Source organism: Fretibacterium fastidiosum (genome assembly GCF_000210715.1).
In the GTDB taxonomy this organism is placed as follows: Bacteria; Synergistota; Synergistia; order Synergistales; family Aminobacteriaceae; genus Fretibacterium; species Fretibacterium fastidiosum.
This window is the reverse complement of record NC_021038.1, coordinates 1467704-1479746: the sequence shown is the minus strand read 5'-3', so window position 1 is coordinate 1479746 and position 12043 is coordinate 1467704. Positions and strand designations below refer to the sequence as shown.

Sequence of the window (12043 nt, the reverse complement as noted above, 5' to 3'; positions counted from 1 at the left end):
GGGCATACAAAACCACAAGAGCGGAGCCAGCAGGAGGGGGGGCACGAGCGTGATCCAAAGCCCCTCATACCCCAGGCTCCTCACCGTTGCGATGGCGACCACGGGGCTGACCAGCACGCCCAGCGTCCCCATGATGTTGAACAGGGTCAGGGAGGCCGGGAGCTTCTCCGGGCTTGAGACGTACCCCACGCCGCCGCTGCCCTGGGGATGGTACAGAGCGCTGCCGATCCCCCACAGCCCCGCTGCGAAAAGCGCCCCTCCGTAACTCCCCGCGTTGGGGATCATCACGGCTCCTGTCCCGCAGAGGATGGGGCCGATCACGATCAGCCACGGGCGACTCAAACGGTCCGACAAGCAGCCGATGACCGGCTGCCCGATGATGTGGCAGAAGCCGACGATCATGCTCAACATCCCGGAGAGAGCGTAGTCCAGCCCCAGCGACGCCTTGATATAGGGAATGAACGTGGGCAGAAACGCCGCGTACATGTCGTTGATCCCATGGGCCAGGGAGATGAGGAACACCCGAACGTCCGGCAGAAGCGACGCGCGCCTCCCCTGCGCGCCCGCAATCAGGCCCTGCCCCTCCCGATCACACGCGCCCATGGGCGTTCCTCCGAATGCAGACCGCCTTCATCGGCAGCGAGACGATGCCGTCCAGCGGCGGGTCCACGTGGGAAATCCACTGGGAGACCAGGGCCTCCCGGTCCTCCGCGGGCGGGACGATCACGCCGACGGGCAGCGTCCCCTGGGCGCGGAAGTGGGCAAAGAGCTCCTCCATCGTCCTTCCCTCGAACTCCGGAGGCACGTCGAAGGAGGCGAAGCTGTGCCCGTCGTCCGAGGTGGAGAGGATGTCCTTGATGAAGGAGGAGATGCCCTCGAAGTGCGTGCAGATCCCCGTGATGTCCGCGATGAGGCTGTCCGTGTAGAGGATGTCGTCCACGTGGGCGTAACGGGCATAGCGCTCGTTCTCCGGGTTGTGGAGCTCCATGACGGAGTAAATTTCCGGCGCGCTGCTCTCCACGGCCAGGCCCGTCAGGATGGCACGCGAGTCGTCGTCCCCGAACTTCGGGTCCCAGAGGATGACCGCCGCCCTGGCGCGCTCGACTCCCGCCTTGAGCAGGGAATCCCTGTCCGACGGGTTGCCCTGAACGAAGAACACGTCGGCATGAAGGCCCGTCGGCCGCTCTTCGGCCACGACGGCGATCTCGCTCCCCGATGCCATGAGCTGCCGCACGAGGTACGGCCCCCGCGTGTTCCAGCCGCAGATCACGGCGTGCCCTTGAAATTTACAGGTACTCATGCCCAACATCTCCTTCAGCCGGCTGTTGATCAGGCGCTGCATCACCTCCGCGAAGACAACCCCAAAGAGGGCTACGCCAAAGATCGAGAGGAAAAAGACGATGATGCGCCCCACGAAGGTCTGGGGGTGGGACGCAAACTCGCCCTGCCCTATCAACGTGAAGAGGACACTCCAGAAGGCCCCCCAGAAGGACCCTTTGAGCCCGTCCTCCTGCCACCACACGAGCAGCGTGGCGAGAGTGAGCAGCAGAAGGAGGATCGCCGCAGCCCCAAGAAAACGGTGCTTGAACTTCCTGGAGAGAGCGATCCCCCGTTTTGCATTTTTCACGGTCTTCGTGAAGCGGACGCTCATTCCACGGGACCGCGTCAGTTCATCAGGACCAACTTCAGCTGTCGGTCAAAAAAGAGCGTCTTCAGCCTGCGCCTCCCCTGCATCAGGTAATAGGAATAGGCTGGCTCCAGGAGGGAACGGGGCCGGTACCGCGGTCGCATCACGAGGGTGTAGCCCACGTGATCCGCAATCATGACGAGCTTATCCAGCTTGTCGCCCACGTTCGCATCGCTGATCGGGGCGATGAGAGGGTCTCCCACCAGCGCGACCCGCGAGGGGGCCGCGTCGTTTTCCTTCGTCCCGGCGACTTCAGCACTCCTTCCACCGTTTCCGGGGAGCGTCCCCGCAGGGAAGCCCGTAAAGGTGGTGGCCGTCTTTTTCGGGGTGCTAATCGCCGCCAGATCCGATCCCCGGCCCACGTCGCCCGTCAACTTTTCCTCAGCCGCCCGCGCGGCAGCGGCCCTCTCCTGGGTGTCGCGCGTAGCGCTGCGCTTCGGGCGAACCGCCCCAGGCGCCACACAGGCGAGACAAAAAACCATCAATGCAGCCAAAAACAGAACGCGGATCACTCTCATCCTTTGCAATCACATCGCCTCCGAACCATATCACATTAGAGCCAGAGCACACTCACAACGACGCCAGGCCCCAAGGCCTCCTAATCCAGGAAATCCTTCAGCTTCCGGCTGGGCTGACGAAGCTTTCGAAGCGCCTTGGCCTCGATCTGCCGGATGCGTTCCCGGGTCACGTTGAATTTACGTCCCACTTCCTCCAGGGTGTAGGAATGTCCGTCTTCAAGGCCAAAACGAAAGTGCAGGACCTCCCGCTCGCGGGTTGAAAGGTTCGAGAGCATCTCCTCGATCTGCTCGTGCAGGAGGTGCCCCGCCGCTGCCTCGTCGGGGCTGGGCAGCTCATGGTCCTCGATGAAGTCGCCCAGCTGACTGTCCTCCTCCTCGCCGATGGGGGTCTCCAGGGAGATCGGGAGCTGCGAGATGCGGCGGATCTCCTCCACCCGGGACGGGTCGATGCCCATCTCCCGCGCAACCTCCTCGTCCGTCGGCTCCCGCCCCAACTGCTGCACCAGCTGCCGCGAGACGCGCACCATCTTGTTGATGGTCTCCACCATGTGGACGGGGACGCGGATGGTCCGCGCCTGGTCCGCGATGGCCCGCGTTATCGCCTGCCGAATCCACCACGTGGCGTAGGTGCTGAACTTAAAACCGCGCCGGTAATCGAACTTCTCGACGGCCCGGATCAGTCCCAGGTTTCCCTCTTGGATGAGGTCCAGAAAGAGCATCCCACGGCCGATGTACTTCTTCGCGATGCTGACGACGAGGCGTAGGTTGGCGTCTATCAACTTTTGCTTCGACTTGACGTTGCCCTCTTCCATCTGCTTTGCCAGCTGGACCTCCTCGGCGGCCGTCAGGAGCGGGACCTTCCCGATCTCCCGCAGGTACATCCTCACCGGGTCCGTCAGAGGGATGTCATCCAGCCTGCCCAGGTCCCCGTCCAGCGCGGGGATAAACTCATCGTGTCCGGCGGTGGTCGGCGAGATCTTGTCCAGCTTCTCCTCCTCGACGACCTCGATCCCCATCTCCTGAAGGTTGCTCAGGATGTTGTCCAGCGTATCGGAGTCCCAGGCCTCCACGGGGATATGCCTCTCGATGTCTCGATTGGTCACGAAGCCGCGTCCCTGCCCCTCGTGGACCAGGCTGCGCACCTTGCCCAGGTACGCAGCCTCATTCTGCGGGGTATCGTCCGTCTTCTCCAGCGGCTCTCTATCGTCCTGCACAGCCATACCTCCAGTTTTTCTCAGGGACTGCTCCTCAACCCGCAGCGGCCAGACCGCTGCGAGCCCGTTCCGGCGTCATCCCAAAAATTGCGGAAACCGGCTCTCCGGGGACGGCCCCACCATCTGCCTCGTCTCCGCGAACTCCATTTCGTAAAGCAACTGACGGATCCTGAGCTGCAGGGGATCGTCCGTCTCATAGGGCACACAGAACCGACGATACCCAAACTTTTCGGCAAAAAAGGGGACCTCGTCCTCTCCCTTTGCCTCAAAGAGCCGCTTTTCAAAGCCATTCAGAAAATCCGCCTCGTCGAAGAACGGCTCCTGGCTCACCACCGCGATGACCTTCATCGACCCCAGCAGGATGCTGTCGTTCCACAGGGAACAAAAGGCGACGCCGGCAGAGAGCTTCTCGTGTTCCGGCCCCTTCAAAAGGGAACCCACCAGGCGTTCCATGCGCGGGGAATACCCCAGGATCATCAGGAAGCCCAACGTCGGAAAGCTGAAGGGCTCATCCCTGTAAAAGTTATCCCTCACCAGGCTCCCGATGCACCCCGCCCGCAGGGAGGACATGAAGAAGAACTCGCTGTCCAGCTCAAGACAGCGGGCAGCGATCTGCTTCAGCTGCGGGCTGTAGAGGCGGTTGATCGAGATCGGCTGATAGTCCACGCCGAAGGGAAACCACGGGGCAATTTCCAGGGCCAGGTCCGAATTCCAGTAGGGCAGCAAGGCGACCTCTTTTCGTTTTTGTACTGGGGCCGCGCCTGACGGAGCTCTCGCTTCCCTGTCGGCACGGCTTTCCGCAGACGCTTTTCGGAGGGCCGCTTCAAACGACGCACGGCACAAGGCAAAGGCGCCTCGTGCTGGCGGAACGGCGGTTCGAAGCGCGGAGCATCCCGTCGGTTACGGCCTACTCCCCGACCGCGACCCGCTTTTCCTCCTTCTCCTTGATGACCTTCACGACGCACTCCACCAGCTGATTGATCTCGGGCTTCGTGACCTGATAGTTCGCGCCGACGCTCGCGGCCTTGTTCTTGATGTCGTTCGCCATGATCGAGGAGAAGACGACGACGGGGATGTTCTTCGTCTCCAGGTTCTCCTTGATGCGGCGGGTCAGCGTGAGCCCGTCCAGCCGGGGCATCTCCACGTCCGTGATCAGGAGATCGCAGTCCTCCCTGTCCTTGACGATGGCGTCGTAGGCCACCTTTCCGTCCGGACAGATCTTCAGGTTCGTGAAGCCGCTGGCGGTGAGGGCGTCTTCGACCTGCTTGCGGATCAGGGGAGAGTCCTCCGCGACGATGATGCGATAGTCCGCCGGGTGTCCGACGTCCTCCAGCATGGCCCGGGTCTTCGCCGAGTCCGCCGCGTTGTGCTGGATCACGAGCTGAGGGCTGATCGTCTGGACGATGGCCTCGTAGTCGAGGAGCAGGACGTTGCGGCTATCCCGTTTGATGACGTAGAGGATCCAGTCCCCAAGGTACTTGCCCGTCATGGTGGAGTCGAGGTCCTCGGACTTGATGCGGTAGATCCTCTCCACGGCATCGACGACGAAGCCCAGCTTGACCTCGTTGAACTCGGCAATGATGACCTTGCTCTGCTCTATGGCGGTCACCGGCTGAATTCCAAGGAAGACGCGAAGGTCCACCATCGGCAGGACCTCCCCCCGCACCGAGGTGATCCCAATCAGGGCCGCCGGCGCGTCGGGGATCGCACGGCATCCGGGCCATCGCAGGATTTCTCTCGTCTTATCGACGTTGATCGCAAAGGACTGGTCCCCCAGCACAAAGACGACAAGCTGCCATTCGTTGGTGCCGACCTCAGTTGTAACCTTCTTAACTTCCTGCATTCAGACCCCTCGTTTCCTGAACGACAAATGCCCCTTCGCCATCTGCGAGGGCACTCGGACGTGAACGTCTAGTCAAAGCTTATCTTACCACTACATCGCCCAAACCGCCAAATGGATTGCCAGAAAATCACGCCTCGGCGCATCGTCATCGTTTCGAGGGGGGGGGTATCCGCTAAAGCCCCTCGGTCAGCCCAGGGTCTCCAGAACCCGCATCCAGTTTTCGCCCAGGATACCCCTCGCGGCCCCCGCCGGGAACTCCCGGCGCAGCGCCTCGACGAAGGGGACGACATGCCGGTACGTCGGAAAGACGCTGTGGGTTCGACAGTCCTCCGGCTTGCTGAACTCACAGAGGTCCAGCCCAAGTCCCAGGTGCTCCTCTCCCACGAGGTCAACGACGTGGTGTGCGTGTTTCAGAAGGCCGAGCCACCTGGGCTCGTCCGGGGGAAAGTCGTCCTGCCGCACGAAGGACGTCGAGTTGTTGAGCCCCATGACGCCGCCGCGCGCCGCCAGCCTGCGGATCTGGTCGTCCGTCAGGTTCCGCGCGACGGGGCAGACGGACCGGCTGTTGGAGTGGGAGGCGATGACGGGCCCACCAAAGAAGCGGAACACGTCCTCAAAGCCGACGTCGTTCAGATGGCTGACGTCCACGATCATCCCGAGGCGCTCCGCCTCTTTCAGGAGGGCGACGCCGAAGGCGGTGAGGCCGCCGGTCTGCCCTTCCTCCAGGGGGTGAAAATGACAGCCGTCCGCCGCGAAGTTGCGCCGGCTCCAGGTGAGCCCGATGAGGCGAACGCCGAGCTCGTAGAAGACGGACAAGAGCTGCAGGCTGGCCCCCAGGGGATCGACCCCCTCGAAGGAGAGGAAGAGGGCGATCCCTCCTCCCTCCACGACGCGCCGGGCCTCCGCGGCGGTGCGGCAGAGGGCGAACTTCCCCGGAGATTCCCGCATCTCCGCGTGCAGGTTGCCGATCTGCTCCAGCGCCACGCGCAGGGCCATCTCCGGGATGTACTCGCTCGAGACGAAGAGCGAACAGACGAGGACGTTCACGCCCGCAGCGCGGAGGTCGTCCAGGTAGAACCTCTCGATGACCTTCGTCTCCCCCTGGCGGCGCAGGCGGGCCACGTCCATCAAAAGGTCGTAATGCGCGTCAACGATCAAAGAACTCGAAAAAGAACTCAAATCCACAACCCCTCCGCATCAAAGCGTCAAAAATCGCGTCTTAAAAATCACGAATAGAACGTTATCACGGCGTCACGTCCAGAGCGGCGATGACCGCTCTGCCCCGCAGGACCCGCACCGTCGCCCGGTAGTTTTTTCCGTCCCGGGCCGCGCGCTCCAGAGCCTGTCCCGTGCCCTCCGGGACGTAGAAACGCCTCAACCCCTCCCCAAGGTCGACGTGCATCGTACTCCTGGCCTTTCTGAAGTCGATCCGTCCCCGCAGGTACACCCCGTCCTCGGGCTCCGTCAGGGTCACCAGGGAGGGGCCCCACAGGCCCGACGGCTCCGGAGCAAGCGTTACGAAACACTCCCTGCCGAAAGCCGACAGCTCGAAAGCCGGTCGAAAGGCGGCGTCGGGCACCGACGCGGCATCCATCTCAAGCGCAACGTAATCGCCCCGAAAGGGGTCACGTGGGTCAATGGGGCGGGCGGCAAGGCAGATTTCACGCCCCCAGGTCAGGACGCAGATCGGCTCAAGGGGCAGCCACAACAGAACGCAAAGCGGCAGGAGCGCCGCGGCGAGATAGCGAAGGGAGCTCCTCATGCCTCGCCGTCACCGCCTTTCTTCTCAGGGTTGTCCTCCCCACGCTTCAGGCGCTGCTCCAAGAGGAAGCCCAGGGCGAGGAGGGCCGAGCCGGCGATGGAGAAGCCCCAGGCCTTGGACGTGAACCTCAGGAAGTTGTCAAAGAAGTAGCGGGCGATCAGCAGCAGAAGAAAGAAGACGCTGATGCCGCGCCTTCGCCCCAGGTGCAGCAGCATCAGGACCGCCACCACGGCCGCATCCACAAGGGCAAGGACAGCCGCAAACTGCGCCTGGCCCGTCCAGGCCCACAGGTCGGACCAGGTCAGCAGGAGCCCGAAGGCCCCCGCCGTCAGGAGGCCGAGGTCTGCCAGGTCACTCCGCAGGGGCCGGTCCTCTCTGCGCGGCGCCAGCAGGGACAGCGCGAGCCCCACAAGAGCCAGGGCCAGCAGGGCGATCTCGTCGTCGAAGCCCTCTTGAAACCTCTCCCCAAGCAGCAGGAGCGACAGCAGGGCGTTGAGGCGAAAGACGGTTCGCCCGCCGCACAGGCGCCACAGCCCCCACAGGGCCGCCAGGATGAGGAGTTCGTCCGGATTCCTCAGGAAGGGCTCAAGGCAGTCCCAAAGCGGAGTGCTCCCCCAGGTGACGACGTTCCACACCCGTCCGGGGTGAAATAAGGGGTTAAACAGGAGGTAGAGGGCCGTGAGCCCCTGCAGCAGGACGGCCTGCCAGCGGTCGCGAAAGAGGCCTGCGGTCGGGATCAGGCCCACAATCCACCACCCTACGGCGGAGCGCCACTCCCCGCCCTGATGGAACATTTGCCCCATCAGGAAGATGCCGCCGCCATAGATGAAGCTCCCGACGAGCAGAAACGCGCGGGAGGTGCGGGGGAACCTCTCCCGGCACCCCCAGGAGGCGACGAGGGACGCCGCATAGCCGGCAAGGATCAGAAACGTGCGCAGAAGGCGGGACATGTCGAGCCAGTTCGCCGCGACGAAGCTGAGTACCCCCAACCCCACCAGCGTTCCGCCAAGCCCCAGCAGCGCGTTCTGAAGCCTGCCCCGCCTCGCGGAGTACAGGCCGCGGATGCCGTCCGCCTGCTCCGCGCTGATCAGGCCAAGCTCACGCCAGACCTCCGCCTCGCGCAGCAGGAAGCTCATGTTGCCCCTGCTGACGAGGCGCTTCTCATCTCCTGACGTCATCTCAGCTTACGAGGCTTCCCAGCGGGATGTCCCCCTCCGGGGCCACGAGGGTCAGGGCCTCGCTCTCCCCGCCCACCTTGACGCTGGCAGCCAGGATCATCCCGTTGCTATCGATCCCGCAGAGCTTTGCCGGCTTCAAATTCGTCACCAGGATAACGCGCTTTCCAACGAGCTCCTCCGGCGTGAAGAACGCCTTGATCCCGGAGCAGACGGTGCGCCTCTCGTAGCCTAGGTCCACCTCCAGCTTGTAAAGCTTTCGGGACTTCGGTATCTCCTCCGCCTTGACCACCTGCGCCACGCGCATCTCAACCCTTCTGAAGTCGTCGATCGAGATCTCGTCCCTGCGCTCCTCCGCCATGGCTTTGTCCTCCTTCGCCGTCACGGCCTTCTCGCCGTGGGCCTTCTTCCACTCCCTGACGTCGATGCGCGGGAAGAGCACCTCCGCCCTCCCCACGCGCGTCCCCGCCGCGGCGCCCCACCGGAAGTCGTCGTAGAGACACTTCAAGGGATCGCCCTCGAGGCCGAGCTGCCCCCATATCCTCTGGGCGGTCTCCGGCATGAAGGGGGCGACCATCAGGGCCGAGAGCCGCAGTGCCTCATAGAGGTTCAGCAGCACGGAATCCAGCGCGTCGCCGCTCCCCTCCTTCGCCAGCCTCCAGGGCATGGTCTCGTCGATGAACTTGTTGGCCCGGCCGATGAAGGACCATATCCGCTTCAGGGCCTCGTCAAAGCTGAAGTCCTCCATGGCCTCATCCGTTCCTTCAAGCGCCGCCTGGGCCTGGCACTGCAGATCGCGCGCCTCAGGCATCTCCCGAAGGGATTCCGCGGGGACCGTCCCCTCGCGGTAGTCCTGGATCATCTTGAGCGTCCGGTTCAGCAGGTTCCCCAGGTCATTGGCCAGGTCGCTGTTGATGCGCCCCACGAGCGCCGCCTCGGAGAAGTCCCCGTCGTGCCCGAAGGGGATCTCGCGCAGCAGGAAGTAGCGGAACGGGTCCAGTCCATACTCCTCCACCACCCTGCAGGGGTCCACCACATTCCCCCTGGACTTGCTCATCTTCTCCCCGTCCACGGTCCACCAGCCGTGGGCGACGATGGAGACGGGCAGCGGCAGCCCCAGCGCCAGGAGCATCAGGGGCCATATCACGCAGTGAAACCGGATGATGTCCTTCCCCACCACGTGCCGGACGTGGGGCCAGTAGCGGTCGAACGTCGACCGGTCGTCCAGGTAGCCGATGGCCGAGGCGTAGTTGATCAGGGCGTCAAACCAGACGTAGATCACGTGCTTCTCGTCGCCCGGCACGGGAATGCCCCACTTCAGCGTCGTCCGCGACACGGACTGATCCCGAACCTCCCCTTTGAGGAAGCTCATGATCTCGTTGTAGCGGATGCGTGGCATCACGCCCTTCAGGTGCTTCTCGTAGTGCTCGATCAGCTGCGGGACGTACCGCGACCCACGGAAGAAGTAGCTCTCCTCCTTCATCACCGTCAGGGGGCGTCCACAGTCCGGGCAGGTGCCGCCGGGCCCCATGCTGGACTCCGGGACGTAAGCCTCGCAGGGGACGCAGTACTTCCCCTCGTACTCCCCCTTGTAGATGTCCCCCTGATCCATGAGCCGCTTGAACATGTCCTGAACGACGCGGACGTGGCGGGGCTCCGTCGTTCGGATGAAGTCGTCGTTGCTGACGTTCAGGACGCGCCACAGCTCCTTGAAGTTGAGGTGTATCCGGTCCACGAGGTCCTGCGGCGCAACGCCCCGCTTCTCCGCCGCGGCCTGAACCTTCTGTCCGTGCTCGTCCGTTCCGGTGAGGAAGCGCACGTCGCAGCCCTTCATGCGCTTGTAGCGGCTCATGGCGTCGCAGGCGATCGTCGTGTAGGCGTGCCCGATGTGAGGGACGTCGTTGACGTAGTAGATGGGGGTCGTAATGTAAAAAATCCGTTCGTCCATTCCGTCCATAAAAAGACCTCCGTACATTGATTCTGAAGATACGTTAGTGAAAGGTCACCCAGGCCCGCCGATCCAGCTCCACGACGGCTGCCTGAGGGGACAGCCTCTTGAGGTTGAAGCACGTCAGGGCGTCGTTGACCTCGTCGATGTCAAAGACGCCCTGTTCCAGACAGTAGAGGAGCACGATATCGCTGACCTCGCACTTCGAGAACTCGTAGCCCGCAGCCAGAAAGAGGTCCTTCGCCTGCTCCGGCGTCAGCGCGAGCTTCAGGGCGAGCACGGACAGGAGCTCCCGGCTTGGAAGCGACGGGCTCCTGCGGCGCAGGGCGTGGACGTCCTCCGCGAGGCAACCGAGCTTCTCCGCCAGCTCCACCTCGGAGACGTCTCCCTCGTCCAGGAGCTTCGCGATGGCGGCGGCGAAGTTGCCCGCCAGATCGCGGTCGGCTGACCTCCCCGAAATGGCCTCGTTCGGGGAAAAACCTGCCGCGTCCCCCTCGCCTCCGGGCGCCGAGGCCCGCCTGAGCAGCTCCTGCTCCGTTAGCTTCACGCCCTCCTGAATCCGCCTGGCGAGGTCCATCAGAAAATCCGAGGATAACATGACACGCCTCCAAACGTGAGTCCGCCGACAAAACAGCGGCCCCGGAAACGGGGCCGCCTCTTTGGGAGAAAATCCGCCCTCGGGGCCCTGGCGTCCGGTTCCCGCCTAGCCTTCCTCCAGGCCGGTGATGTTCAGCATCTGCCAGTTCTGTTTGTTGATCTCGGTCAGGATGTCCTCAAGAACCGCGTCGGCCTCCCCGTAGGGCACCTGACAGGTGCCCACCCTGCGGTGCCCGCCGCCTCCATGCTTCAGCATCAGCTTGCCGACGTCCACCGTCGCCGTGCGGTTCAGGATGCTGTACCCCACCGAGAACACGCAGAACTCCTTGTTCTTCCCGTCGAAGACGCGAACGGAGACGTTCTGGTCCGGAAAGAGCGCGTAGATGACGTGACGGTTGCCCACGTAGGTCTCCTCCACGCCCCGCAGGTCCGTGACCACGGCGGTGTTCCGGGTCCACGAGTACTTTTTCATCATCTCGACGAAGAGGTCCTTGTGGGCGTCGTAGAGGCGAACGCGCTCCTGGAGGTCCTCCAGCTGCATGATCTCGTCCACCGACATCGTGCGCAGGTAGTCGATCAGGCAGTCCATGAGCTGATAGTTCGAGATGCGGAAGTCCCGGTAGCGTCCCAGCCCCGTCCTTGGGTCCATGATGAAGGACAGGAGCACCATCCCCTGCGGGTTCAGCACCTCGTCGCGGGTGAAGTGCGCCGAGTCGCACTTGTCGGCCTCGACCACCATGTCCTTGAAGCGGACGAGGGCACCCCGACCGCCGCCGTAGTACTCGTAGATCACCCGCGCGCAGCTGGGCGCCGGCCAGGACGCCCCCGTGTACTTATACTGGTGCATCACTCCCCGCGAGTCCTCGCTCGTGTGGTGGTCAAACCACATGCCGCACCCGGGGGCATAGGGGATGTTGACCAGGATATCGTTGGAGTTCACCTCGATGACTCCATCCTGGATGTCCTTGGGGTGTACAAACTTTTTATCGTCGAAGAGATCCAGCTCCTTCAGGAGCACCGCGCACATCAACCCATCAAAGTCGGATCGTGTCAGAAGCCGCACATCCATTCACCTCCGCGTAATGGTCAATCGTCGACCGTCCGTCGTCCCGACGGCATCGGCCCTCTCAGTCCTCTGACTGACAAGCGGGGCAGTGAACAATTCATAACGCGGCTGCAGTGCACTCCCTGCGGCCCGACCTCTCCCCGACGATCCTCAGCAGTCAACGAACCTGTCCGCCCGCTTAATTGTAACTCAAAAACAAAGGAAGCGGAAGTGCTCAGCCTTCGCCCAAATCC

At 63.3% G+C, this 12043-nt stretch carries 12 protein-coding genes; all 12 read right to left on the bottom strand.

From position 1 onward, the window contains the following. The coding region (locus SY1_RS06830) for an MFS transporter (RefSeq protein ID WP_208873192.1) at window positions 1-603 on the bottom strand (603 nt) is incomplete at its 3' end. Further along, the gene (locus SY1_RS06825) at window positions 590-1627 is read right to left on the bottom strand and encodes a potassium channel family protein (protein WP_208873190.1); all 1038 of its coding nucleotides are present in this window, start codon (window positions 1625-1627) and stop codon (window positions 590-592) included. The genes SY1_RS06825 and SY1_RS06830, both read right to left, overlap by 14 nt. 38 nt (window positions 1628-1665) lie before the next feature. Beyond that, window positions 1666-2214, bottom strand: a complete 549-nt coding sequence (locus SY1_RS06820) for a hypothetical protein (protein ID WP_208873187.1) — start codon at window positions 2212-2214, stop codon at window positions 1666-1668. 71 nt (window positions 2215-2285) lie between these two features. Continuing rightward, entirely contained in the window at window positions 2286-3425 is a 1140-nt protein-coding gene (rpoD, locus tag SY1_RS06815; RefSeq protein ID WP_208873186.1) for an RNA polymerase sigma factor RpoD, read from the bottom strand. A 69-nt stretch (window positions 3426-3494) separates the two neighbouring features. Beyond that, a complete protein-coding gene (locus SY1_RS06810; protein WP_208873185.1) occupies window positions 3495-4145 on the bottom strand; it encodes a hypothetical protein in 651 nt (216 codons plus the stop codon). 181 nt (window positions 4146-4326) lie between these two features. Next, entirely contained in the window at window positions 4327-5262 is a 936-nt protein-coding gene (locus SY1_RS06805) for a chemotaxis protein (RefSeq protein ID WP_015556587.1), read from the bottom strand. 186 nt (window positions 5263-5448) lie between these two features. Further along, window positions 5449-6447 carry a dipeptidase gene (locus SY1_RS06800; RefSeq protein ID WP_243440613.1) on the bottom strand — a complete coding sequence of 333 codons (999 nt, stop codon included), beginning with the start codon at window positions 6445-6447 and terminating at the stop codon, window positions 5449-5451. Between the two features lie 58 nt (window positions 6448-6505). After that, window positions 6506-7024, bottom strand: coding sequence for a GDYXXLXY domain-containing protein (locus SY1_RS06795; RefSeq protein WP_015556586.1), 519 nt, complete (start codon window positions 7022-7024; stop codon window positions 6506-6508). Next, on the bottom strand, window positions 7021-8202 hold the full coding sequence (locus SY1_RS06790) for a DUF2157 domain-containing protein (RefSeq protein ID WP_015556585.1): 1182 nt from the start codon (window positions 8200-8202) through the stop codon (window positions 7021-7023). The genes SY1_RS06795 and SY1_RS06790 overlap by 4 nt, the downstream gene beginning before the upstream one ends. 1 nt (window position 8203) lies before the next feature. Then, on the bottom strand, window positions 8204-10156 hold the full coding sequence (gene metG, locus SY1_RS06785) for a methionine--tRNA ligase (RefSeq protein ID WP_015556584.1): 1953 nt from the start codon (window positions 10154-10156) through the stop codon (window positions 8204-8206). Between the two features lie 34 nt (window positions 10157-10190). Continuing rightward, on the bottom strand, window positions 10191-10745 hold the full coding sequence (locus SY1_RS06780) for a hypothetical protein (protein ID WP_015556583.1): 555 nt from the start codon (window positions 10743-10745) through the stop codon (window positions 10191-10193). 105 nt (window positions 10746-10850) lie between these two features. Then, entirely contained in the window at window positions 10851-11807 is a 957-nt protein-coding gene (locus SY1_RS06775; RefSeq protein WP_208873184.1) for an exopolyphosphatase, read from the bottom strand. Between the last annotated feature and the right edge of the window lie 236 nt (window positions 11808-12043).

Bases quoted from the DNA above. Each gene is read 5' to 3' on its own strand.
- rpoD (WP_208873186.1), bottom strand. From the start codon at position 3,425: ATGGCTGTGCAGGACGATAGAGAGCCGCTGGAGAAGACGGACGATACC.
- SY1_RS06805 (WP_015556587.1), bottom strand. From the start codon at position 5,262: ATGCAGGAAGTTAAGAAGGTTACAACTGAGGTCGGCACCAACGAATGG.
- SY1_RS06795 (WP_015556586.1), bottom strand. From the start codon at position 7,024: ATGAGGAGCTCCCTTCGCTATCTCGCCGCGGCGCTCCTGCCGCTTTGC.
- SY1_RS06790 (WP_015556585.1), bottom strand. From the start codon at position 8,202: ATGACGTCAGGAGATGAGAAGCGCCTCGTCAGCAGGGGCAACATGAGC.
- metG (WP_015556584.1), bottom strand. From the start codon at position 10,156: ATGGACGGAATGGACGAACGGATTTTTTACATTACGACCCCCATCTAC.
- SY1_RS06780 (WP_015556583.1), bottom strand. From the start codon at position 10,745: ATGTTATCCTCGGATTTTCTGATGGACCTCGCCAGGCGGATTCAGGAG.